Origin of the sequence: Pseudoprimorskyibacter insulae (assembly GCF_900302505.1) — a bacterium.
Taxonomy (GTDB): domain Bacteria; phylum Pseudomonadota; class Alphaproteobacteria; order Rhodobacterales; family Rhodobacteraceae; genus Pseudoprimorskyibacter; species Pseudoprimorskyibacter insulae.
In genome coordinates, this window is record NZ_OMOJ01000004.1 from 281,307 (window position 1) to 305,321 (window position 24,015).

At 62.0% G+C, this 24,015-nt stretch carries 21 protein-coding genes; 6 read left to right on the forward strand and 15 right to left on the reverse strand.

The features are described from left to right. Positions 1-93: 93 nt before the first annotated feature. Together PRI8871_RS11985 and PRI8871_RS11990 are read left to right on the forward strand one after the other, a co-directional pair. Positions 94-1,872, forward strand: coding sequence for an aminopeptidase P family protein (locus PRI8871_RS11985; protein ID WP_108886451.1), 1,779 nt, complete (start codon positions 94-96; stop codon positions 1,870-1,872). 58 nt (positions 1,873-1,930) lie between these two features. Next, positions 1,931-2,275, forward strand: a complete 345-nt coding sequence (locus tag PRI8871_RS11990; RefSeq protein ID WP_108886452.1) for a DUF427 domain-containing protein — start codon at positions 1,931-1,933, stop codon at positions 2,273-2,275. On the opposite strand, the gene PRI8871_RS11995 is transcribed toward PRI8871_RS11990, so the two are convergent. Further along, positions 2,276-3,928, reverse strand: coding sequence for a chloride channel protein (locus PRI8871_RS11995; RefSeq protein ID WP_181389457.1), 1,653 nt, complete (start codon positions 3,926-3,928; stop codon positions 2,276-2,278). It abuts the gene before it with no gap. 114 nt (positions 3,929-4,042) lie between these two features. Between PRI8871_RS11995 and PRI8871_RS12000 the strand changes: the two genes are divergently transcribed. Beyond that, positions 4,043-5,419 (forward strand): FAD-binding oxidoreductase, encoded by a 1,377-nt coding sequence (locus tag PRI8871_RS12000; protein WP_108886454.1) that lies wholly within the window; start codon positions 4,043-4,045, stop codon positions 5,417-5,419. Here PRI8871_RS12000 and PRI8871_RS12005 read toward each other — a convergent pair. Continuing rightward, positions 5,416-6,015 carry a TetR/AcrR family transcriptional regulator gene (locus PRI8871_RS12005; protein WP_108886455.1) on the reverse strand — a complete coding sequence of 200 codons (600 nt, stop codon included), beginning with the start codon at positions 6,013-6,015 and terminating at the stop codon, positions 5,416-5,418. The genes PRI8871_RS12000 and PRI8871_RS12005 overlap by 4 nt on opposite strands. An 83-nt stretch (positions 6,016-6,098) precedes the next feature. Here PRI8871_RS12005 and PRI8871_RS12010 point away from each other — a divergent pair, with 83 nt between their 5' ends. Together PRI8871_RS12010 and PRI8871_RS12015 are read left to right on the forward strand one after the other, a co-directional pair. Next, positions 6,099-6,476, forward strand: a complete 378-nt coding sequence (locus PRI8871_RS12010; protein ID WP_108886456.1) for a hypothetical protein — start codon at positions 6,099-6,101, stop codon at positions 6,474-6,476. Next, the gene (locus PRI8871_RS12015; protein ID WP_108886457.1) at positions 6,476-6,967 is read left to right on the forward strand and encodes an anthrone oxygenase family protein; all 492 of its coding nucleotides are present in this window, start codon (positions 6,476-6,478) and stop codon (positions 6,965-6,967) included. The genes PRI8871_RS12010 and PRI8871_RS12015 overlap by 1 nt, the downstream gene beginning before the upstream one ends. On the opposite strand, the gene recN is transcribed toward PRI8871_RS12015, so the two are convergent. From recN to ftsW, 11 genes are all read right to left on the reverse strand, one after another. Further along, entirely contained in the window at positions 6,964-8,616 is a 1,653-nt protein-coding gene (recN, locus tag PRI8871_RS12020; protein ID WP_108886458.1) for a DNA repair protein RecN, read from the reverse strand. The two genes, PRI8871_RS12015 and recN, sit on opposite strands and share 4 nt — an antisense overlap. Before the next feature lie 38 nt (positions 8,617-8,654). Then, entirely contained in the window at positions 8,655-9,512 is an 858-nt protein-coding gene (locus tag PRI8871_RS12025) for an outer membrane protein assembly factor BamD (protein ID WP_108886459.1), read from the reverse strand. A gap of 116 nt (positions 9,513-9,628) precedes the next feature. Beyond that, positions 9,629-10,552: a UDP-3-O-acyl-N-acetylglucosamine deacetylase gene (gene lpxC / locus PRI8871_RS12030; RefSeq protein WP_108886522.1), complete on the reverse strand. Its 924-nt coding sequence runs from the start codon at positions 10,550-10,552 to the stop codon at positions 9,629-9,631. Between the two features lie 223 nt (positions 10,553-10,775). Further along, a complete protein-coding gene (gene ftsZ / locus PRI8871_RS12035; RefSeq protein ID WP_108886460.1) occupies positions 10,776-12,401 on the reverse strand; it encodes a cell division protein FtsZ in 1,626 nt (541 codons plus the stop codon). A 172-nt stretch (positions 12,402-12,573) separates the two neighbouring features. After that, positions 12,574-13,908 (reverse strand): cell division protein FtsA, encoded by a 1,335-nt coding sequence (ftsA, locus tag PRI8871_RS12040; protein WP_108886461.1) that lies wholly within the window; start codon positions 13,906-13,908, stop codon positions 12,574-12,576. Then, positions 13,908-14,786, reverse strand: coding sequence for a cell division protein FtsQ/DivIB (locus PRI8871_RS12045; protein WP_108886462.1), 879 nt, complete (start codon positions 14,784-14,786; stop codon positions 13,908-13,910). The genes ftsA and PRI8871_RS12045 overlap by 1 nt, the downstream gene beginning before the upstream one ends. Next, positions 14,774-15,664: a D-alanine--D-alanine ligase gene (locus PRI8871_RS12050; protein WP_108886463.1), complete on the reverse strand. Its 891-nt coding sequence runs from the start codon at positions 15,662-15,664 to the stop codon at positions 14,774-14,776. The genes PRI8871_RS12045 and PRI8871_RS12050 overlap by 13 nt, the downstream gene beginning before the upstream one ends. Positions 15,665-15,765: 101 nt before the next feature. After that, positions 15,766-16,698 carry a UDP-N-acetylmuramate dehydrogenase gene (gene murB, locus PRI8871_RS12055; protein WP_108886464.1) on the reverse strand — a complete coding sequence of 311 codons (933 nt, stop codon included), beginning with the start codon at positions 16,696-16,698 and terminating at the stop codon, positions 15,766-15,768. A gap of 12 nt (positions 16,699-16,710) precedes the next feature. Then, positions 16,711-18,108, reverse strand: a complete 1,398-nt coding sequence (gene murC, locus PRI8871_RS12060; RefSeq protein ID WP_108886465.1) for a UDP-N-acetylmuramate--L-alanine ligase — start codon at positions 18,106-18,108, stop codon at positions 16,711-16,713. Further along, on the reverse strand, positions 18,105-19,214 hold the full coding sequence (locus PRI8871_RS12065) for a UDP-N-acetylglucosamine--N-acetylmuramyl-(pentapeptide) pyrophosphoryl-undecaprenol N-acetylglucosamine transferase (protein ID WP_108886466.1): 1,110 nt from the start codon (positions 19,212-19,214) through the stop codon (positions 18,105-18,107). The genes murC and PRI8871_RS12065 overlap by 4 nt, the downstream gene beginning before the upstream one ends. 69 nt (positions 19,215-19,283) lie before the next feature. Beyond that, positions 19,284-20,453: a putative lipid II flippase FtsW gene (gene ftsW / locus PRI8871_RS12070; RefSeq protein WP_108886467.1), complete on the reverse strand. Its 1,170-nt coding sequence runs from the start codon at positions 20,451-20,453 to the stop codon at positions 19,284-19,286. Between the two features lie 165 nt (positions 20,454-20,618). Between ftsW and PRI8871_RS12075 the strand changes: the two genes are divergently transcribed. Then, positions 20,619-21,797 (forward strand): BaiN/RdsA family NAD(P)/FAD-dependent oxidoreductase, encoded by a 1,179-nt coding sequence (locus PRI8871_RS12075; protein WP_108886468.1) that lies wholly within the window; start codon positions 20,619-20,621, stop codon positions 21,795-21,797. Here PRI8871_RS12075 and murD read toward each other — a convergent pair. Further along, a complete protein-coding gene (gene murD, locus PRI8871_RS12080; RefSeq protein ID WP_108886469.1) occupies positions 21,794-23,194 on the reverse strand; it encodes a UDP-N-acetylmuramoyl-L-alanine--D-glutamate ligase in 1,401 nt (466 codons plus the stop codon). The two genes, PRI8871_RS12075 and murD, sit on opposite strands and share 4 nt — an antisense overlap. Positions 23,195-23,280: 86 nt before the next feature. Further along, positions 23,281-23,994, reverse strand: a complete 714-nt coding sequence (locus tag PRI8871_RS12085) for a proteasome-type protease (RefSeq protein WP_245897849.1) — start codon at positions 23,992-23,994, stop codon at positions 23,281-23,283. Positions 23,995-24,015: the final 21 nt, after the last annotated feature.

The following is a 24,015-nucleotide window of genomic DNA, read 5'->3' on the forward strand; positions in this document are numbered from 1 at the left end:
AGGAATATTTCCAGTCAGAAAATACATGCAGCGTGCTTGCATCCGCAGCGGCGTTCGGGTTGTCTCGGGCGGGCTGACAAGGGGAGCCGCGACATGTTTCAAACCTACGATGATATTGCATCGCCGGACACGGGCCCGGCGCGGCTGGCCGCGCTGCGTGCGCAGATGGCCGAGCGCGGGCTGGACGGGTTTTTGGTGCCGCGCGCCGATGCGCATCAGGGCGAATATGTAGCGCCCCATGATGATAGGCTGGCTTGGCTGACCGGATTTACCGGGTCGGCGGGGATTTGCGCGGCGTTGATGGACAAGGCCGGGGTCTTTGTCGATGGGCGCTACCGCGTTCAGGTGCGCGCGCAGGTGGCGGATGTGTTCACCCCTGTGGCCTGGCCCGAGGTTGAGGTCGCGGAGTGGCTGAACTCTGAGGCACCAAAGGGGGCAAAAATCGGCATTGACCCGTGGCTGCACCGGCTGGCCGAGGTGCGTATGTTGGAAGAGACTCTGACAGGCGCCGAACTGGTGCGCTGCGCGAACCTTGTCGATGCGGTTTGGGACGATCAGCCCGCGCCGCCCATGGGCACGGTGTTTGAACAGCCGGTGTCCTTGGCCGGTGAGACGCGGGAAGACAAGATCGCGCGTTTGGCGGCCGGGCTTGGCAAGGCGGCTTGTGCGATCATCACCTTGCCGGATTCCATCGCCTGGCTGCTGAATATCCGCGGCAGCGACATCCCGCGCAACCCCGTGCCGCATGGGTTTGCCGTGCTGCATGCCGATGCGCGTGTGACCTTGTTCATTGCGCCGGGCAAGACCGAAGGTTTGGACCTTGGGGCCTGTGTAACAGAGCGTCCGGTTGATGCGTTCCTGGAAGCCTTGGCCGAATTGGACGGGCCGGTGATGGTGGATCCGGCCTCGGTTCCGCTGATCGTGGTGGACCGGTTGCAAGAGGCCGGGCGCCAGGTTGTCGAGGGGCAAGACCCCTGCCTGCTCCCCAAGGCGCGCAAGAACGCGGTTGAGATTGAGGGCAGCCGTCAGGCGCATCTGCGCGATGCCGCCGCCATGGCGCGATTCCTGTGCTGGCTGGATGCGCAGCCCCCCGGCACGCTGACGGAAATTGACGTGGCTATGGCGCTGGAGGCCGAGCGGCGCAACACCAATGCCCTGCGCGACATCAGCTTTGAGACGATCAGCGGCGCGGGCGCGCACGGGGCCATCGTGCATTACCGCGTGACCAACAGCACCAACGCCCCAGTTCTGGAGGGGCAACTGTTGCTGGTCGATAGCGGCGGGCAATATGTCGATGGCACCACCGACATCACCCGCACCATGGCCATCGGCACCCCCGGCGAGGAAGAGCGGCAGAACTTCACCCGCGTGTTGCAAGGGATGATCGCCATTTCGCGGCTGCGCTTTCCCAAGGGGCTGGCGGGGCGCGATATTGACGCGCTGGCGCGGGCGCGCCTGTGGGAGGCAGGGCTGGATTACGCCCATGGCACGGGCCACGGGGTTGGGGCCTATCTGTCGGTGCATGAAGGGCCGCAGCGGTTGGCGCGGTCGGGAACTGTGCCGTTTGAACCGGGGATGATTCTGTCGAATGAGCCGGGATTTTACCGCGAAGGGGCCTATGGGATTCGGATCGAAAACCTGATCGTGGTTCAGAAAGCACTTGATTTGCCGGGGCAGACCGTTCAGGACATGCTGTGCTTTGAGACGCTGACATGGGTGCCGATTGATCGACGGTTGATCGACGTCACCATGCTTACCAATGCCGAACGCGATTGGCTGAATGCCTACCACCAAGAAGTGGAGAGCCGCGTTCTGCCACTGCTAGACGGGCCTGCGGCGGAATGGCTCGTATCTGCCTGTCAGCCATTGTGACACGTTGCTGTTACCTAACGCGGGTCATAACATCCGCCGAACGATCGGGAGTGAGACTTTGACGAAATTCATAACTATTCGGCCAGCCACAGGCACTTGGGTGGTGCGCGCAGGCGGCGCGGTTCTGTGTGAATCAAACGGCGCGATGGAACTGACCGAGGGCGATCTTGCGCCGGTGATCTATTTCCCGCGCGGCGATATTGCCATGGCGTTTCTGGACCCGACCGATCAGAAGAACACCTCGGCTGAAAAGGGCGAAGCGTCGTATTTTTCGATCGTGACCAAGTCTGAAACGCTGAAAAACGCGGCCTGGACCTATGAAAGCCCGGTATCGGACCTAAGCGAAATCAAAGGTTATATCGCCTTCAACAAAACGCCCAAAGTGGCGGTCGAACAGCTGTAATCAGCTATGCTCTTCCTCGGCTGTGGCGGCCAGCGCCCGGTTGTAGGCCTTGAGCGCATCGACATGGAAAAGCGCGCCCTGTAGCCGGGGCGCGTTTTCTTTTTCGTCCATAGTGACGACCGGCAAGAAGGCCACGCCCGATTTGTCAAAGCGCGGCAGGGCCGTTTCCAAGGTGGCGTTGGCTTGCAAATACAGGCCCTGTTCGATCATTTGCAGACAGGTCGCCTCATCCGCGGCGCCGTCATCGGTTGGGCCGCGCATCACGCCCTGTACCCGGAACATCGCAAGCAGATAGGCCTGCGGCCCGGCGGCCAAATGAACGTTGCGCCGTTCCAGTTGCGACAAGAAGAACGACCGATCCACAAAGCGCGACGCCAGCGCGGTGGACATCGACACCGACACCATCACCGCAAGCCCCGTCTGCCAGTCGCCCGTCAGTTCGAACACGATCAAGGTGGTTGAGATGGGCGCACCCAGAACTGCTGCCGCCACCGCGCCCATGCCCGCCAGCGCATAGAGCGTGAAAGCCCCCGATTGTTCGGGGAACAGACCGGTTGCAATCAGGCCAAAAGACAGGCCAGTCAAAGCGCCGATCATCAGCGACGGGGAAAAGATGCCGCCCCCCATGCGCCCCGCCATGGTGACGGCCACGGCAATCACCTTGAGGATGGCAAAGATGATCGCCTCATGCAGCAGCAGGCTGCCGGTCAGCGCAAGCGAGGTCGTCTCATACCCGACGCCGATGATATGCGGATAGAAGATTGCCAAGGCCCCAAGCACCGCGCCCGCCACCGCAGGCCGCGCCCAGCGGGGCAATTTCAGCCGGGCCTGAAGGCGGCTTTCGAAATCATCGGCCCAGAAGATGGCGCGGATCATCAAAACCGCCACCGCACCGCAGACCAAACCCAGCAGCAGGAAGGCCGGAAGCTCTAAGTAGAACTCCAGCGTGCTGGTGCCGGGCAGCACAAACTCGGTCACATCGCCAAAGGCCAAACGGTTGATCACCGTCCCAGCGGCCGAGGCGATGACGATGGGCGCAAAGGCGTGCAGGGCGAAGTGGCGCAAGATCACTTCAAGCGCGAACAAGGCCCCGGCGATGGGCGCGTTGAACGACGCACTGACCGCCGCCGCCACGGCGCAGCCCAGCAGATCGCGGCCCGTGATGCCATCGGCACGGATCAAGTTGCTGATCCAGCTGGACATCATCGCCGCCATCAGAACCACTGGCCCTTCGCGCCCTGTAGACCCGCCTGTAGACAGCGTGATCCAATGCGCAAAGGTTGAGGCGATGCCGGCCTTTTTCTCGACTCGGCCATCGTTCAGAGCCGCGCCTTCGATCACATCCGCCACCGCGCGGACCCGGCCATCGGGCGTGGCATAGTGCAGGATCAACCCAACCGTCACCCCGCCCGCCATTGGGATCAGCATCACCCAGTACCACGGCAGCGTTTCGGCAAAGCTGTGCAGCGTGTTCACATCGGGCGTCCGATAGAGCAGCGTTTGCAGCCAGTTGATCGCCAGACGGAACACCACCGCCGCAAAACCGGCGGCAACCCCGATCAGCAAAGCGATAAACCAGAACTGCGCCTGACTGGGCCCTTTGTGGCGCAGCAGATCCCAGCCTTGGGAAAACACCTCGCCCATTTCGCGCATCTGCCGCGTCAACGGCCGCGTGGGTCGGGGGGTGTCTATCATTGCCTGCGCTTCCTGCTTTTCGCCCGCCCCCACCGGGCGTATGGTCGCCCGAAATTTGAAAGGATGGGTTCCATGTCTATTCCAGCCGCCATTGAGGCCTTAACTTCCTTGTTAGGACAACGGCTCAGCCTGTCCAAGTCCGACTTGGCCCTGCATGGCCGATCCGAGTCCTATTTTCCCGAAACGCTGCCCGATGCGGTGGCCTATCCCGAAACGACGCAAGAAGTATCAGAGCTGGTCAAGATCTGCGCGGCGCAGGATTGCCCGGTGATCGGCTGGGGCGCCGGCACCTCGCTGGAAGGGCATGGGCTGGCGGTGCGCGGCGGCGTGGTGGTTGATTTCACTCGCATGGATAAGGTGCTGGGGATCCGGCCCGAGGATCAGGACGTCACCGTGCAACCCGGCATCACCCGCGAGGCCCTGAATACAGAGCTGCGTGCAACCGGCCTGTTCTTTCCGGTCGATCCCGGCGCAAACGCCACCATCGGCGGCATGGCCGCCACCCGCGCCAGCGGCACCACCGCCGTACGCTACGGCACGATGCGCGACAACGTTCTGGGGCTCGAGGCGGTCTTGGCCGATGGCACGATCATCAACACCGGCACCCGCGCCCGCAAATCTGCGGCGGGCTATGACCTGACAGCGCTGCTGGTCGGCTCCGAAGGCACGCTTGCGTTAATCACCGCCCTGACCCTGCGCCTGCATGGCCAGCCCGAGGCGGTATCGTCCGGCGTCTGTGCCTTTGACCGGATCGAGGATGCGGTCAGCGCTGTTCAGGAAACCATCCAGATGGGCATTCCCATGGCCCGGATCGAGTTTGTTGACGCCGCCACCGCTGTGGCCTTCAACGCCTATGCCGATGCGACCCTGCCCGAATGCCCGCATCTGATGATCGAGTTTCAGGGCTCGGAGGCCGGGGTCGCCGAACAATCCGAACGCTTCGGGGAAATCGTGGCGGACCACGGCGGCAAGGGCTTTGCCTGGTCCACCAAGGAAGAGGACCGCCGCAAGCTTTGGGCGATGCGGCACAACGGATACTACGCGATCCTTGCGTCTCGTCCCGGCTGCAAGGCCGTGGTCACCGACATATGCGTTCCGATCTCCCGGCTGGCCGAGGCGGTTGAGGCCACCATCGCCGATATCGACGCAAGCCCGATCCCCGGCCCGATCCTTGGCCATGTGGGCGATGGAAATTTCCACGCGATCCTGATGGTTGACCCCGACAGCCCCGATGAGCTGGCCGAGGCCAAGCGCCTGTCGCACGTCATGGTGGAACGGGCGCTGGACCTAGGCGGTACCGCCACGGGCGAACATGGCGTCGGCATGGGCAAGCTGGACTACATGCCGCGCGAACATGGGGCGGCGTGGCAGGTCATGGGCGCGCTGAAATCCGCGATGGACCCCAAAAACATCCTTAACCCCGGCAAAATGGTCCCGCAGGGCAACTAAGCCCCGCTGCACAGCAGGCGGAACCGATCCAAGGCCAACGTAGCGCGCTGGTCGATCTGGGCTTGAGTCGGCTGCGGCAGCACGCCAATGGCGCGACGGATCTGCTGATCCCCGACCAACAGTTCGACCAATAGCGCGGCGGCCTCAGCGCCGGTCAGCGGCGCGATGTCGATTTCGGTCTGCCGTTCCATCAAGGTTTGGACACGCGGCAGGACCGAGTCGCGGCCCGATAGCGCAAGTACCTTTCCTAGCGTGCCGCTGGCATCCGCCGCCGCGGCACGATTCAAGGCAATCGCCCGATCGCTCAGCAGCAGTTCGAGCAGCTTAGGCGCCAACGCCCCAAGCGCCTCATTCGCCCCGTCCGCAGCGTCCAGAACCTGTTCCAGATAGTCGCTGACCTGCTGCGCGTTGTGTTCGATAAGCGACTGAAAAAGCCCCGCTTTATCCCCGTACCAACGATACAGCGTTTCATTTGACGCCTTGGCCCGCTTGGCCACCGCCAGCATCGACAGCCCCAGGTACCCTTTCTCGGCCAAGACCGCATAGGCGGCCTCTGCGATCTGGTCGTGCCGTTTCTCTTTCGCTTTGGTTTTCATTTCGTCTCCGATCTGGGTTGACAATATCCGTACATACAATTACGCCTACTGTACATACGTACACCAAATTACGGATTTAGAAAATGTTCGCATCCTCCTCCTTCAAAGCCCGTCAATCCGCCCTCGCCGCGCTGATCCTGTTGCAAGGCGTGATGCTGGCCGCCTTATTCGCCGGTGTGCAGCCGCACCCCCCCGCCGCCATCGCACCCTTTGGCATGGCCCCCTTCCTGGCGGTGTCGATCTCGGTCGCGCTGGCCGCGTACCGGCACGCCGAAACCGGGGGCAAGTCCGCCGCTGCATTGGCCGTGTTGGCCGCGATCCTCGCGCTGGTCAGCTTTGGCCCGCAGAAGTACTTTGACCCGGCCTTTGGTCAGGTGTGGCCGGCCGTCATCGGCGCACAAATCGCCTGTGTGATCATCGCGTTGAACCTGCGCCCTGCCCCCACCGCACAGGCCGCGTGATGCAAAAGGCGCTGATCCCAACCGCATTGCTGGGCCTGCTTCTGACAGGTGCGATTTTCGGCTTCTTCTATGCGTGGGTCTGTTCAACCATGTGGGGGCTCGATGCCATCGACCCCCACGTGGCGATCCAAGCGATGAACGGCATGAACGCTTCTGTCCGCAACGCGGTCTTTGCCCCGGCCTTCTTCGGCACACCCTTTGTTCTGGGATCCGTGGCGCAAATGGCCCGGAAAGAAGGACATCGCCAAGCGTCTTGGCTGTTTAACAGTGCCGCGATGATCTATCTGCTGCTGGGCGTGATGCTGACGGGATTTGCGAATGTCCCGATGAACGAAGCATTGGCTGCAACGGCCCTGCCAGACGACCCCGCCGCCGCTGCGCAAATCTGGGCCGAGTATTCCCCGCGCTGGCAGATGTTCAACATCATCCGCACCGCGGCATCGGGCGTCAGCCTTCTGTTGGTCGGTCTGGGACTGCTAAAGCTGCGTTAAGACGGCATGAGGGCGCGCGCTGCGGCGCGGGCCTCATCCGTGACGGTATCGCCTGCCAACATACGGGCGATTTCGTCCACCCGGTCAGCCGCCGACAGCGGCACCACGGTCGAGGTGGTGATATCATCGGTGACCGATTTCTGCACCCGCCAGTGATGCGCCCCAAGCGCCGCCACCTGCGGCGAGTGGGTGACAACCAGAACCTGCCCGCCATCGGCCAGCGCCGCCAAACGGCGGCCCACGGCATCGGCGGTGGCCCCGCCAACACCCCGGTCGATTTCGTCAAAGATCATGGTCTTTGCGGCATCGCGGCTCTGGCTCAGACAAACCTTCAGCGCCAGCAAGAACCGGCTCAGTTCCCCGCCTGAGGCGATCTTGTTCAGCGGCCCAGCCGGTGCGCCGGGGTTTGTGGCCACGGTAAAGGACACGGCGTCGCGCCCCTCTGGCCCATCGGGCGCGGTGGCGAATTCGGTGTGGAAGACGGCGCGATCCATTTTCAGCGGCGCAAGTTCGCCCATCACCGCCTTGTCCAGCGCCTTGGCAGCCGATTGGCGCTTGTCGCTTAGGTTGTTAGCGGCGGCGTTATAGGCGGCCTCAGCGGCGGTAACTACTTTGCGCAGCGCCTCAAGATCGCCTTCACCGGCATCCAACGCCGCCAGCTTGCCGCGCAGGGTTTCAGCCAAGGCAGGCAGTTCATCCGGCGCGATCTGATGCTTGCGGGCCATGCCGCGAATGGCGAACAGCCGTTCCTCGGTCGCCTCAAGTTCACGCGGATCAAATTCCAGCGCATCAAGACAGTCTTCTACCCCAGCCACGGCATCGGCCAGTTCGTTCATCGCCCGTTCCAGCGCGGCCAGAGGCGGATCAAGCCGCCCTTCGGCTTTGTCTGCCGCACCGTCCAGCCACCGCAGCGCATCGCCCATCGCGCCCTCGGCCCCATCCGATCCAAGCGCGGCATGGGCGCGGGAAATGTCATCGCGGATCCGCTCGGCCCCTTGCATCAGGCGGCGGCGTGCGTCCAGTTCCTGTTCCTCGCCCGGCTGCGGGTCCAGCTTGTCCAGCTCCGACACAGCGTGGCGCAGGAAATCCTCTTCGGCGCGGACCGCCTCAATCCCGGCCTCGGCATCGCGCAGGGCGCGTCGGGCGCGGCCAAGATCCAGCCAGGCGGCGCGGGCCGTATCCAGTTGCGGCTTCAGCCCGGCATAAAGATCCAGAATATCGCGATGCCCCTTCGGGTCGAGCAGCCCGCGGTCGTCATGCTGCCCGTGCAGTTCCAAAAGAACATCGCTCAGCCCGCGCAGCACTTCGCCCGAACAGCGGCGGTCATTGACCCAAGCCGTTTTGCGCCCGTCCTTGGTGTTCACCCGCCGCAGGATCAATTCATCACCGCCGGGCAACCCGGCTTCGGCCAGAACGGCATGGGCGGCATGGCCTTCGGGAAGATCAAAGACCGCCGTCACCTCGCCCTGATCGGCCCCGGCACGCACCAATTCCGCACGCCCACGCCAGCCCAGAACAAAGCCAAGCGAGTCGAGCAGGATCGACTTGCCCGCCCCGGTTTCCCCGGTCAGCACGTTCAGGCCCGGTTGGAACATCAGGTCCAACCGGTCGATGATAAGCATGTCACGAATTTCAAGCGCGCGAAGCATCGGCACACCTCAGACGGGTAGGTTGGCCCCCACCTCTGTTACAGCCATTTACCTTTGACCATCTGGCGATAGACCTGACGCAACCAGCTGTCGCCCGCGGCTTCAAGCTCGAGCCCGCGACCCGTCAGCAGCTTATAGCTGTCTTCGTACCATTCGGTGGATTGGTAGTTATAGCCAAGGATCGCACCGGCAGTCTGCGCCTCATCGGTCAGGCCAAGCGATAGATAGGCCTCAACCAAGCGGTGCAGCGCTTCGGCGGTGTGGGTGGTTGTCTGGAAATCTTCGACCACAGACCGGAACCGGTTGATCGCCGCGCCGTAATGTTCGCGGCGCAGATAGTAGCGGCCGATTTCCATTTCCTTGCCCGCAAGGTGATCAAACGCCAGATCGAATTTCAGCACCGAGGACCGGGCATAATCGCTATCGGGATAGCGTTCGATCACGGCGCGAAGGGCTTGCAGCGCCTGGAAGGTCAGGCCTTGGTCGCGGCCCACTTCTTCGATCTGGTCATAGTAGGACAGCGCCAGCAGGTATTGCGCATAGGCCGCATCGTCATCGGCAGGGTAGAAGTCAATGTATCGCTGCGCGGCTGACCGGCTGTTTTCATAGTCGCGGTCCTGATGGAACGCATAGGCCTGCATGATCAGCGCACGCTTGGCCCAGTCCGAATAGGGATACAGCCGTTCGATTTCTGAGAAGAAATAGGCAGCCTTTTCAGGCTTGCTGCGGTTCAGTTCAAATTCGCCGCGGCCAAAGATCTGCTCGGCGGTGAAGTTTTCGATCGGCACACCGCCGGGCCCGAACCCTTCCCGCTCAACATCGAGACCACACCCGGCCAATGCGACCGAGAGCAGCAACGCCCCAAGACCCATGCTACGCGACGAAACGCCTGCCATTGGTGCTCACCCTCATTCCTTCAAACGGGAGGCAACCCCACCCCGCCCATTGCAATGGTCCTAGCACATAAAATTCCGAGGCAAAACGCTTTAACGACGTCCTTGCGATGTCTCGCTTAGGCGACCTTCGGGATCTCATCGCGTGTAACGCCCACACCCGGCAGTTTTGCGGCCAGATCAGCATCACATTCGATCATGCGGAAGGCGTCGGGCGTGGCGAACAGGGTTCGCAGCAGGCTGTTGGTGACAGCATGCCCCGCGCGGTTGCCTTCATAAAGACCAAGGATCGGCGCACCAGCCAGCGACAAATCCCCAAGCGCATCCAGCATCTTATGGCGGACCGGTTCATCAATGTGGCGCAGGCCGCCGGGGCTGACGACGCAGCCCTTGTCGAACACAACCGCGTTTTCGCCCGGCACACCGCCAAGGGCCAAGCCGTTGGCCTGCATCATGTCGACGTCGGCCTGCATGCAGAAGGTGCGGCTATCGCACAGATCACGGACAAAGCTGCCGTTGGCCAGGTTCAGGCGGCGCTGTTGCTGGCCAATCGCGGCATCGTCAAAGTCGATGCTAAAGGCCATTTCAACGCCCTTGGCCGGGCTTAGGCGGGCCCAAGCATCGCCTTTGCGGAATTCCACGGGCTTCAGGATTTCGAAGGCACGCACGGGGCTGGCCAGCTGGCGCAGGCCGACCTTCAGAATGCCTTCGACAAATTTCACCGAACTGCCATCAAGGATAGGAACTTCGGGGCCGTCGATTTCGATCAGGGCGTTGTTCACACCGCAGCCTGCCAAAGCGGCCATCAGATGTTCAACCGTTGCCACAGACGCGCCTGCGCGGTTCACCAATTTGGTGCACAGCGGGGTCTGTTCGACGATGTCCCAACGGGCGGGGATCAGCGTATCGCCAAGGCGAATATCGGTGCGCTTGAACCAAATGCCATGTTCCGCCCCAGCCGGGTGAATCACCAAGCGAGCCGGTTTGCCTTGATGCAAGCCGATGCCTTCAAACACCAACGCCGTTCTCAGAGTTGTCTGCACGCGATTATCCCCAAACAGGCAGATCTGTCCTGCCCCATACATCCCAACTCGGATTTACCCTTTAGGAACCATTGGCCTCAAATCACTCTTTGTAACGCAGTGAAACATGGCGCCTCAGATGGTCGGCAGAGATTCGCCTACAGGCACAAGCCATTGAAATTACGTCAAAAAGAAGGGGCGCCTGTCAGCCTGACAGACGCCCCATTCAAAAAGATTTGTACGCTTAATTTGCCTGGCGACGCAGGAAAGCGGGGATTTCGATCTTCTCTTGATCGGGATCCGCTTGGGTCTGCGGTTGCGGCTGCGGTGCAGGCGCTGCGGCCTGACGCGGCGCCATCGGGGCCGGTGCGGGCTGATGACGGGCCGGGGCTTGCGGTGCGTGATGCTGCTTGGTCATACGGCCAATCAGCGAATTCAGCGGCGACTTGGGACGCTCATCCGCGGCAGCATCTTCTTCGGTTGCCGGGTCGTGGCGCACTCGGTCGGCAGCACGGCGCAAACGCGACAGGGCATCGGCACTCGGGGTGCCAGGGGCCGGTGCGCGCGGCGCGACAAATTCAGCCGCCATCGGGGCCTGAGCCTGCGGTGCAGGCTGATAGGCGGGCGGCGGAAGATCGTCGGACTTCGCAGCCTTGGGTGCGGGCTGCGCGGTCTTGGCAGCCTGATGGTCAAAGAACGACGGCATGGCCTGATCGTCTTCGTCCTGCGCTTGGTTTTCGAACAGCGACGGTTCTTCTGCGGCTTCCAACGGGGCCTGAGCAGGCGCTTCGTGGAAGTTGGGCGCAGCAGCCGGAGCGGCAGCCGCCGGGGCCGGTGCGGGCACCGCAGGTTTCAGCGGCTCGGCCAGCGAACGGCGCGGAACCGGCATTTCGCTGTGCACGTTGGTGGCGTCGATGCCGGTGGCAACAACGCTGACGCGCATCATGCCTTCCATGCTTTCGTCCAGCGTCGAACCAACGATGATGTTTGCATCCTGATCGACTTCTTCGCGAATGCGGTTGGCCGCTTCGTCCAATTCGAACAGGGTCAGGTCGTTGCCGCCGGTGATGTTGATCAGAACGCCCTTCGCACCCTTCAGGCTGATTTCGTCCAGCAGCGGGTTTGCAATGGCCTTCTCGGCGGCCTGAATGGCGCGATCTTCGCCTTCGGCCTCGCCCGTGCCCATCATCGCCTTGCCCATTTCGTCCATCACGGCGCGAACGTCAGCAAAGTCGAGGTTGATCAGACCGGGGCGAACCATCAGGTCGGTCACGCCTTTGACACCTTGGTACAGAACGTCGTCCGCCATGGCGAAGGCATCGGTGAAGGTGGTCTTTTCGTTGGCCAGACGGAACAGGTTCTGGTTCGGAATGATGATCAGCGTGTCGACGACCTTTTGCAGCGCTTCTACGCCGTCTTCGGCCTGACGCATCCGCTTGGCACCTTCGAACTGGAAGGGCTTGGTCACAACACCAACGGTCAGAACGCCCAGCTCACGCGCGGCCTGCGCGATGATCGGGGCAGCCCCGGTGCCGGTGCCGCCGCCCATGCCAGCGGTGATAAAGCACATGTGTGCGCCCGCCAGATGGTCAACAATCTGTTCAATGCTTTCTTCGGCCGCCGCTGCGCCAACCGAAGCGCGGGCCCCTGCGCCCAGACCTTCGGTGACCTTCACGCCCAGCTGGACGCGCTGCTGCGCCATCGACTGCTGCAGTGCCTGCGCGTCGGTGTTGGCGACGACGAAATCCACGCCGTCCAACTGCTTGTCGATCATGTTATTGACAGCGTTACCGCCCGCGCCGCCCACACCGAAAACGGTGATACGCGGTTTAAGCTCCTGCTGACCGGGCACGGATAGGTTCAATGTCATTTTTAATGTCCGCCTGTTTTTGTCAGCCCATTCAGGCCGTTTTTGCACCTTTATCCACAATTATTACCACAGATCGCGGCAAGGTCACGTAAAAATCTATGAAAATCCACAAAATATGGCGGCAAAACATGAACTTCGCGCCGTATTTCGCTGAATTCACTAGATAGTGTTTTTACCAGTTATCCCGGAACCATTGAACCGCGCGCTTGAGCGAGCGTGCCGGATAGCGATCCATGGGAATTTCGAAGTCCCACCACTCATCTTGAGGGTGAGCAGCAAACAGGCACAATCCCACAGAAGCTGCAAAACCAGCGCTGGTCGCGGCCTGCGGCAAACCATGCACACGCATCGGTCGGCCAAGACGCACTTGCTGCCCCAGAATGCGGCTGGCCAGCCCGTCAAGGCCGGGGATCAGGCTCGATCCGCCTGTTAGAACGATCTGCTGGCTGGGCAAATGCTCAAATCCAGCGGCGTCCAAACGGGCGCGTACCTCTTCGAGGATTTCATCGACACGCGGGCGCATGATGCCAATCAGCTCGGCCCGGCTGATTTCGCGGCGGTCATGTTCCCAATCGCCGGTATCGCCGCCGATCTGGATCATTTCGCTGTCATCGCGCCCCGTGGCGAACAGCCCGCCGTAGAAGGATTTGATCCGCTCGGCGGTGGCAATCGGCACCTGGAACCCAAGCGAAATATCGCCGGTGATGTGATCGCCGCCCATGCGCACGGTGTCGGCATAGATCATATGTTTCTTCAGGAAGATCGACACGCTGGTCGTGCCGCCGCCAATATCGACACAGGCCGCACCCAGTTCCTGTTCGTCTTCCACCAGCCCGGAAATGCCTGACACATAGGCCGAGTTTGCAATCCCTGCCAGTTCCAGATCGCAGCGCTTGACGCATTGTGCAAGGTTTTGAACGGCCTGCGCATCGACGGTCAGCATATGCATATCGGTCGACAGCGTATGCCCCACCTGCCCGCGCGGGTCGATCAGACCCGACCGATGGTCCAGCGCAAAATTCACCGGCTGGGCGTGCAGCACTTCGCGGCCTTCGCCAAAATTCGGGACGTCGCAAGCGCTCAGAACGCGGGCGATGTCCTGTTCGGTCACTTCGGTGCCGTTCACTTCGACAGAGCCATCAAGCCCATAGCTGCGCGGCCCCGCGCCCGAGAAACAGGCGATCACATGATCCACGCGGATCTGCGCCATTTTCTGGGCGGCCTGCACGGCAGTGCGGATCGCGCGCTCCGCCTCGGCCATCGATACGATTTCGCCAAAGCGCACGCCACGCGACCGTGTGGTTGCGGCACCAATAACACGGAACCCCGACTGGCCTGCCATGGAACCGACGCCCTGGCTTTCATCCATACGTTCCGCGCCATCAAAGCGCAGAACCAAACAGGCAATTTTGGACGTGCCCACGTCCAAAATGGCAATCACACCGCGTTGCATTGCCGCCTTGCGCATGTTGCGCATCGCGCGCTGCGATTCATAGAGCTCGATCATTATTTGTTATCCCCAACCTCTATTGCCCGAATTCGCCAAAGCTCCTTCACCGCCCCATCGGTGATCCGAAGCGTTGGACGCTGAGGCAGACGCATGTCCACCGCGACCACATCCCGGTCCAGCATTTCCACAGCCCGATCCATCGCGATCACACGCTCTAGCGCGCGCACCGCCCCGGTTTCGGGCAGCATGATCCGTTGCGACCGGTCCAAGACCACATCCCAACGGCGTTCGCCGATCCGCTCCAGCCCGCGAAAGCGGTCCATCAGCGGGCCAAGCGACGAAATCAACGTCATTGCCTCTTCGACATGCAGATCCGCCCCGGCGCCCGCCATGACCGGCAGGTGCGGGTAATCCAAACGCGAGCCGATCGGGCGAACCAACACGCCTTCGCGGTCGATCAACTCCAATTCACTGCGGCCACGCCAGACAACGACCGGCACGCGTTCCACCACGTCGATTTGAAGAACCCCGCCTGAACGGATGCGCACCTGCGCCGACTGAACCGCGTCCAGACCGACGATGGTTTCGCGCATGCGGTCCAGATCCAGATCGAAGGACGAGACCGGGAAATCCAATGGCAGAACTTCGCGGATGTCTTCGGCAACGCCATCGGTCGCGCCGTCCACAGCCATCAGCTTGACCATGAACTCTTCGCGCTGCACCACCGAGGACCGCAGGTCATAGACCATCAGGTTGAAATCATCGCGGCGGTCCTGATCGGCAAACCAAAGCGTCGCCCCGCCAAAGGTCACGGCAAAGGGCAAAGCCACCCGCAACGTCAGCCGGAACAGCGGCGTCAGCATCAGCCGCTCAAAGCGGTAAGCCCAACGCGAAGGGGCCGGATCGGCCTTTTTGGGCGCGCTTACCGGTTGCATGAGGCATCCTCCACCATCCAAGCGCAGAATTCCCCAAAGCTCAGGCCAATCAGCCCGGCATGCTCGGGGCTAAGTGAGGTTGGCGTCATCCCCGGCTGGGTGTTGGTTTCCAGCAAGATCAGCCCCTCAAGCCCCTTGGCCTCATCCCAGCGGAAATCGGTCCGGCTCACGCCCCGGCATCCCAACGCATTATGGGCGCGCAGGGCATAATCCATGCAAGCGTCATAAATCGCCGGCGGAATGTCGGCGGGGCAAACATGGCGCGACCCGCCAGCCTTGTACTTGGCGTCGTAATCGTACCAGCCATCGGTCAGAATATCGGTCACACCCAAGGCGCGGTCGCCCATCACGGTGGTCGTCAATTCGCGGCCCGGTACAAACGCCTCGACCATCACGACATCCGGCATCGCATCGTCCAGACGCGGCGGCGTGTTTGCGCCCGCCTCAACCAGATACACCCCAACCGAAGACCCTTCGTTGTAAGGCTTAACCACGTAGGGCGGCATCATCACATGGCTGGCCATCGCATCGGACTTGGAAACCAGAACGCTTTCCGCGACCGGCAGACCGGCGGCACGATAGGCGTCCTTGCTACGCTCTTTGTCCATCGCCAAAGACGAAGCCAAGACGCCCGAATGGGTATAGGGAATCCGCATCCATTCCAGCATGCCCTGCACGCAGCCATCTTCGCCCCAACGGCCATGCAGCGCGTTGAAAACGACGTCGGGTTGGATTTCCGCCAATTGTGCCGAAAGCTCGGGGCCGGCATCGACCTCGATCACTTCGAATCCTTGATCCCGCAAAGCGGCAGCGCATTCACGACCAGAACTAAGCGACACTTCCCGCTCTGCCGAGAAGCCACCCTTTAACACTGCCACTTTCGGGTTTGTCCTGCTCGACATACCCAAACCTGCCTTTATATCGGGGCTTTGCCCCAGTTATTATTGCGTCCTGTAATGTCCGCAGCGGTTGGCCCGCATTAATCTTTAGACGCAGGTTCTCCGACCCGCATGATTTCCCAGTGTAGCTCTATTCCGCTGTGTTGGAAAACCCTTTTTCGTACTTCCTCGCCCAATCCTTCGAGATCATCTGCCGTTGCCTCTCCGGTGTTCACAAGGAAATTAGAGTGTTTTGGACTCATTTGAGCACCGCCGCGCGTGGCCCCGCGCATGCCCGCATCGTCGATCACTTTCCATGCTTTCAAATCATGAACGTCATCGGATTTGCCGGTCGAGCTGAACCCTGCGGGGTTTCGAAAGGTGCTGCCTGCCGTGCGGTCTTTGGTCGGCTGGGTCTCGTCGCGCTTTTTCAACTGCGCGTCCATATGGGCATGAAGCGCATCGGGTGCGCCCTCGCCGCCTTGCAAAACGGTCTCAACCAGCACCCAACCTTCGGGCAGGCTGGACTGACGATAGGCAAATTGCAGGTCATCGGCGGTCAGACTCACGGTCTTGCCGTCGCGGGTTATGGCCGTGGCCTCAACGAACACATCCGCCAGATACGACCCATAACAGCCTGCATTCATGCGGATCGCGCCGCCGATGCTGCCGGGGATGGTGCGCAGAAAGGTCAGGTCGACGCCCGCATCCGCCGCCTTGCGTGCCACATGCGCATCAAGCGCGGCCACGCCCACACGAACGCGCCCGCCCTCTTCTACCGTGATCTGATTGAACCCGCGCCCCATGCGGATCACCACGGCCCGCAGACCACCGTCGCGCACGATCAGGTTAGACCCAACGCCCATCGGGAACACCGGCACCGCCGGATCAAGCGCCGCCAGAAACTGCGCCAGATCATCAACATCGGCGGGCTGAAAGAACCAATCGGCAGGCCCGCCCACGCGCAGCCACGTCAGATCAGACAGCATACGATTGGGCGTCAGCGTGCCGCGGACGGCGGGCATATCAGTCATGGCGTCCTCGACTTAGGCGGATAGCTTTTCCGGCAGGCGGTTCGCCCAAGCCGAGATTGTCCCCGCCCCAAGGCAGACCACCATATCGCCGGGCTGGGTCTGTTCGCGCACCAAACGTTCCAGGTCTTCTTCGGTCAGCAAGGCACGCGCATGGCGGTGCCCGTGGCGGATCAGACCGGCGACCAGATCATCGCGGGTGGCGCCCGGAATTTCCGCTTCGCCTGCCGCGAAAACCTCAGCGATGGCGACCACGTCTGCCTCATTGAAACAGGTGCAGAAATCTTCGAACAGCGAATGCAGGCGGGTGTAGCGGTGCGGCTGATGTACGGCGATCACGCGGCCTTCGCAGGCCTGACGCGCGGCTTTCAAAACGGCGGCGATTTCCACCGGATGGTGGCCGTAATCGTCGATGATCGTCACGCCGTTCACTTCACCAACCTTGGTAAAGCGGCGGTTCACGCCGCCGAACTTGGCCAGCGCTTCGCGGATTTCTTCGCGTTTCATGCCCAAATGACGGGCCACCGCCACGGCAGCCAGCGCGTTCGAGACGTTGTGATCGCCCGGCATCGGCAGGGTGCAGCCTTCGATCACCGCGTCTTCGGTTTGCAGCGCGATATCGAAATGGGCGACGCCCTTTTTGTAGGTCAGGTTGATCGCCCGCACATCGGCCTGCGCGTTAAAGCCATAGGTTTTCACACGGCGGTCGGTGATCCGGCCCACCAGCGCCTGCACCTCTGGGTGGTCGGTGCAGCAGACGGCCACGCCATAGAACGGGATGTTCGAGACGAAATCGTAAAACCCTTTGCGCAGATTTTCGATGCTGCCCCAGTGTTCCATATGTTCGGGGTCGATATTGGTGACCACGGCAATGGTCGCCGGAAGCCGGTTAAAGGTGCCGTCGGATTCATCGGCCTCCACCACCATCCATTCGCCCTGCCCCATCCGCGCGTTCGACCCGTAGGCGTGGATGATCCCGCCATTGACGACGGTCGGGTCAAAGCTGCCAGCTACCATCACCTCGGCCATCATCGTCGTGGTGGTGGTTTTGCCATGGGTGCCCGCAATCGCGATGTTCGACCGTAGGCGCATCAGTTCAGCCAGCATTTCGGCGCGGCGAACGATGGGCAAGCCGCGGCGACGCGCCTCGTCAAGTTCGGGGTTGCCCGGTTTGATCGCCGAGGAAATCACCACGACCTGCGCATCTTCCAGATTGTCCGCCGACTGGCCCTCGAAGATGCGTGCACCAAAGCCTTCAAGGCGTTCGGTGATCTTCGAGCTTTTCAGATCCGAGCCCTGCACCACATAGCCAAGGTTCAGCAGAACCTCGGCAATGCCGGACATCCCAATACCGCCAATACCGACAAAGTGGATGGGCCCGACATCGCCGGGCAGCTTGGTGGCTGCGTTCATTTCTGTCCCTTCTCGGCCAGCGCAATCACCAGCGCGGCCAGTTCTTCTGCGGCGTCGGGCTTTGACGCCCCCAGTGCCGCGCTTGCCATTTTCTGCGACCCTTTGGGGTTGCGCAGTACCGTCTCAATCGCCTCGGTCAAGGCTTCAATTGTCAGTTTGCTTTCGGGAATGCGGATCGCCGCGCCCGCATCGACCAGACCTTGCGCGTTCGCCGTCTGGTGGTCGCCCGCCGCCGCCGCAAACGGGATCAGGATCGACGGGCGGCCAATCACACTAATATCCGCAACCGATGACGCGCCCGACCGGGAAATCACCAATTGCGCCTCGCTCATGCGTTCTGGGACATCGGCAAAGAACGGCTGGACCTCGGCACGAATGCCGTTTTCGTCGTAGAACGTGGACACCCGTGCCTCATCCTCATCGCGGGCCTGATGGCTGACGCGCAGATGACCAAGCAGATCCATCGGCAGATTGGCAATCGCGGGCGGCACAATGTCCGACAGGATGCGCGCGCCTTGGCTGCCACCGATCACCAGTATCGACATCGGATAATCGCCCGGCACGATATAGCCCGCCCCGGCCCGCGCCTTGACCGCGCCGCGCACCGGATTGCCGGTATGCGTGGCTTCGACCCCATCGGGCAACGTGGTTGGCCATGTCCCGCAGGCCACCGAATCGACCCGCGTGGCGAAGACTTGGTTCACCCGGCCCAGAACGCCGTTCTGTTCGTGGATCATCCGCGGCAAGCGCAGCATCCAAGCCGCCCCAAGCGCAGGAATGCTGGGATAGCCGCCAAAGCCGACAACGGCATCGGGTTTGTCCCGCAGCAAGCGCACCGCCATGCCCAGCGTGCCGCCCAGAATTTTGAACGGCACCGCCAGTTTCGACGCGATACCACCACGGGCAAAGGTCGCGCTGGCGACCTGCTCGATCTCAACCGCGTCGGGGAAACCACCCGTGTAGCGTGCACCGCGCGCATCGGTCGACAGCTTTACCCGCCAGCCTTTGGCCAGCATGTTTTCCGCCAGCGCCTGCGCCGGGAACATATGGCCGCCGGTTCCACCAGCCGCGATCACAAGCAAGGGTCGCGAATATCGTTCCGCCATGACATCCCCCGATCAGGCAAAGGCCGCCGGGATACGGCGGCCAGTGTTGTACAGTCAGGTCGCAGCGGCCTAGAGCCTGCCGCGCCCTTTCAGAATGTCGCCTATTTCGCCTTGCGGACGGGTCCTTGTAAAGGCCAGCAGCATGCCAACCGCAATCCCAGTCGCAATAAGCGACGATCCGCCGTAGCTGACGAAGGGCAGTGTCATGCCCTTGGCCGGCAACAGACGCACCGCAACGCCCATGTTGATCATCGCCTGAACCCCGAACATGCAGGCAAGCCCGGTTCCGGCCAGACGAATAAAGGTATCACGTTCGCGCATCAGCCGCGTCAGCGACCGGACGACGATCGTTGCATATAGCCCGATGATGACAAGCACCAGCACCAGCCCGTATTCCTCGGCGGCAACGGCGATGATAAAATCGGTGTGCGCATCAGGCAGCGACCATTTCACCTGACCTTCGCCCACGCCAACGCCGAAGAAACCACCGCTTTGAATGGCGTTCGTGGCATAGCCGATCTGGGTGGTTGGATCGATTTCAGGGTTCAGGAACCCGTCAATCCGCCGCGCGAAGTGTTCGGAATTGCTATAGGCAAAAGTGCCGCCCAGCACGACCAGACCGGCAATCGCCACAAGGATCAGCATCGGCGCACCGGCAACGAAATACATCACGCCCCAGCCGAACAGGATCAGCGCAGACTGGCCAAAATCCGGCTGCATGGACAGCATCAGAACAATCGCAACGGTCAGCGCAAAGGACCAAAGCCGCCCCGGCGGGCCGTTCAAATCTTGCGCGGCGGCCATCATCCAGGCCGAGGCCACAACGAAGCCGGGCTTAAGGAATTCCGACGGCTGAATCGATCCGAACCCAAGGCTATACCAGCGCGTTGCGCCCTTGCCAAAGTCCGTGCCGAAGAACGGCAACATGGCCAGCGCGACAAAGGCCGCAACAAAGCCCAGAACGGCAAACCGGCGCACGGTTTTGGGGTCCATCATCGACACGATGAACATGCTGATGATCGCCATGCCGCCAAAAAACGCCTGTTTTTTAACGTAGTAAAAGGCCGCATGGCCATTCCGTTCGGCCAGCGGCGGCGAGGCCGCAAGACCAAGCAAAATACCAACGCCAAACAGCATCAGAATGCAGGACAAGGTCCACTTGTCCACTGTGCGCCACCATTTCGGCAGCACCGGCTCTCCCGCGTGGACGGGGGCCGATCCATAGACCATCTCTGTCATGAAGCGCCTGCCTTTTGCCTCTGAACTGCCCGGTTGTCCGGGTCTGTCCGAACAGGATATCGCAAAACGAATCGCCTTGCCAGAAAAGATTGCGCGCGTCCGAATCGCGGCGATTGCCCGCCGATATGGCTTGCGTCGCGGCGTGTTCCGTGGTCCTTCGCGGCTATGAACGTCCAGACCCTGATCCTTGGCGCCGGTGCTGCCGGTATGATGGCCGCCGCCCATGCGGGCGCGGATGTTTTGGTGATCGACCATGCCAAGGCGCCGGGCGAAAAGATCCGCATCTCCGGCGGCGGGCGCTGCAATTTCACCAATATGTATTGCGAACCATCGCGGTTTTTGGGCGGCAACCCGCATTTCCACAAATCCGCGCTCAAGCGGTATACGCAGTGGGATTTCGTCGATCTGATCGCCAAGCACGGCATCGCCTATCACGAAAAGACGCTTGGGCAGTTGTTCTGCGACGATAGCGCCCGGCAGATCGTCGATATGCTGCGGACCGAGATGGAGCGCGCGGGCGCGCGGCTTTGGCTGGAAACCGCGTTGGTGGATCTGTCGCATGACGGCAGCCGGTTCCGCGCGACGCTGGACCGCAACGGCCAGCGGACCGAGGTGCGCGCAAAAAATCTGATCGTGGCGACGGGCGGCAAATCCATCCCGAAGATGGGCGCGACCGGCCTTGCCTATGACATTGCACAACAATTCGGCCATAGCGTGACCGAAACCCGCCCCGGACTGGTGCCCTTCACCTTCCCCGATGGGCGGTTCAAACCCTTGGCCGGGGTCGCCTGCCCGGTTCGGGCCACCAGCAACGGCACCAGCTTTGACGAAGCCCTGCTATTCACCCATCGCGGCCTGTCAGGACCATCGGTGCTGCAAGTGTCCAGCTATTGGCGCGAAGGTCAGACGGTCAGCTTTGACTTGTTGCCCGGCACCGACCTAGAGGCGCATCTGCGCGGCCTGCGCACCCAGCAAGGCAAGCGCAGCCTGACGACCGAACTGGCCAACCTGCTGCCCGCGCGGCTGGTGGAGCATCTGGCGCCGCAGATCGACTTTAACGGCAATCTGGGGGATCTGTCGGACAAACGCATTGCCGCGCTGGCCGAGGCGCTGCGCGATTGGCAGGTCTTGCCACAAGGCACCGAAGGCTACCGCACCGCCGAAGTCACGCTCGGCGGGGTGGCGACGGATGCGGTGTCCTCGAAAACCATGATGTCCGCGCATCAGCCCGGCCTGTACTTTATCGGCGAGGCGCTCGACGTCACCGGCTGGCTGGGCGGCTACAACTTCCAATGGGCTTGGTCCAGCGCGGTCGCCGCAGGCCGCGCGATCGGGCAGGCTTAACCCAGTTTCGCGCGAACGGCGGCGGCAAAAGCCTCGCCGCGTTTTTCGAAATTGTCGTATTGGTCAAAGCTGGCAGCCGCGGGGGCCAGAAGCACCACATCGCCCGGCTGTGCCTCTTCGATCGCCTTGGCCACAGCCACATCCATATGGGTGCAAATCTCGGCCTCGACTCCCTGAAGTTGCAGGGCAAAACCTGCCGCTTCGCGCCCGATCACATAGGCCTTGGCGACATTGGCCAGCCCTTCGGACAGGCCATCAAGACCACCCTCTTTCTGCAAGCCGCCACAGACCCAGCGGATATTCTTGAATGCCAGCAACGCCTTGGCGGCGCTGTCGACATTGGTGGCCTTGCTGTCATTGACGAAGGTCACGCCGTTGGCTTCGGCAATCAACTGGCTGCGATGCGGCAGGCCTTCGAAGCTGGCAAAAGCCGCCTCAATCACGCGGGGCGCAAGGCCAAGGCAGCGGCAGGCGGCATAGGCCGCGCAGGCGTTTTGGTGGTTGTGCGCGCCCGGCAACCCGCGAATGTCGCGCAGATCAATTGACCCGACCTGACGCCCCTTGCGCCATTCGCTCAGAAATCCTTTGCGGGCGAACACCATCCACCCCGGCCCCGTCAGCTTTTGCCCGGACGATACGCGGATTACCCGGTCATCGCTGGGAACGTCGACCAGCTGGTTGACCATGAACTGGCCTTCGTCTTCGTCCACGCCGATGATCGCCCGGTCCGGCCCGCCTTCGGCAAACAGCCGTCGCTTGGCCGCGAAATAGCCCCCCGGCCCGCCGTGACGGTCCAGATGGTCGGGCGACAGGTTGGTGAAGACTGCGATATCCGGCGTCAGCGACCGCGCCAGATCGGTTTGATAGGACGACAGTTCCAGCACCACGACGCCGCCATCCTCGGGCGGGTCAATATCCAGCACGCCGCGCCCGATGTTCCCCGCCAATTGCGAGGCCCGGTTGGCATGGGTCAGGATGTGATGGATCAGCGCCGAAGTCGTGGATTTGCCGTTTGATCCGGTCACCGCGACGACGCGCGGAATGGTGTCAAACTCTTCCCATCCGGCATGCGACAGCGCCCGGAAGAACAGGCCAATATCGTTGTCCACCGGCACGCCTGCGCCCCAAGCGGCGCGGATCACAGGGTTCGGGGTTGGGTATAGGTGCGGAATGCCGGGGCTGACCACCAGCCACGACAGGCCGTCCATCACCTGCCCGCGTGCCAGTTCGGCGATCTCAAACCCTTCGGCCTCGGCCTTGGCGCGGGCGTCGGGGTTGTCATCCCAGCACACCGGCACCGCGCCGCCCTCCTTCAAGGCCCGCGCCGCTGACAGGCCCGACCGGCCAAGCCCCAGAACGCCCACGCGCTTGTCTTCGAAACCATGTACCGGGATCATTCTGCCGCTCCGTTCCTGTGGGCCTTGCTGTGGCTCAGGGCTAGCGCAAAGCGCGGCGCGATGCCAGATGGCCCGCGCCCAGCGCCTTAGAATTCAAAGGTCGGTTGTTGATCCAAGGCCGATTTCAGCGCTTCGCCCCAGCCTTGGGAAATGGCCAGAAAATAGGGATCATCCGCAGAAATCCGGCCCGTTTTGCCCTGTTCCAGACTGTCGGTTTCATAGAAATGAAAGTCCAGCGGCAGCCCAACGGTCAGGTTCGCCTTGATGGTGGAATCAAAGCTGACCAGCAACAGGCGCATCGCCTCTTCGAAGCTCAGGCCCGGCTCATAGGCGCGGACAAGGATCGGGCGACCGTACATCATCTCGCCAATTTGGAAGAAAGGCGTGTCTGCCCCGGCCTCGATGAAGTTGCCTTCGGGATAGATCAGGAACAGACGCGGCGGCCCGCCCGCGATTTGCCCGCCAAGGATCAAGGTCGCGTTGAACGCCGAATCGGCACGCTGGCCGACTTGGGCATGATTGGCGATCACATCTTTCAGCGTTTTGGCGATCAGGCGCGCGGCCTGAAACATCGACGGCACCGCCAGAATAGACGGATCGCGTTCGTCATGCGCCTTGGTGCGTTCGTCCAAAATGCTGACGACGGCCTGCGTCGTTGCCAGATTTCCCGCGGACATCAATGTGATGACGCCCTGCCCCGGCTGTTCCCAGATCTTCATCTTCTGGAAGGTCGAGATATTATCCAGCCCGGCATTGGTTCGGGTGTCCGACATGAACACCAGCCCCTTTTCGAGCATCATTCCAACGCAATACGTCATGGC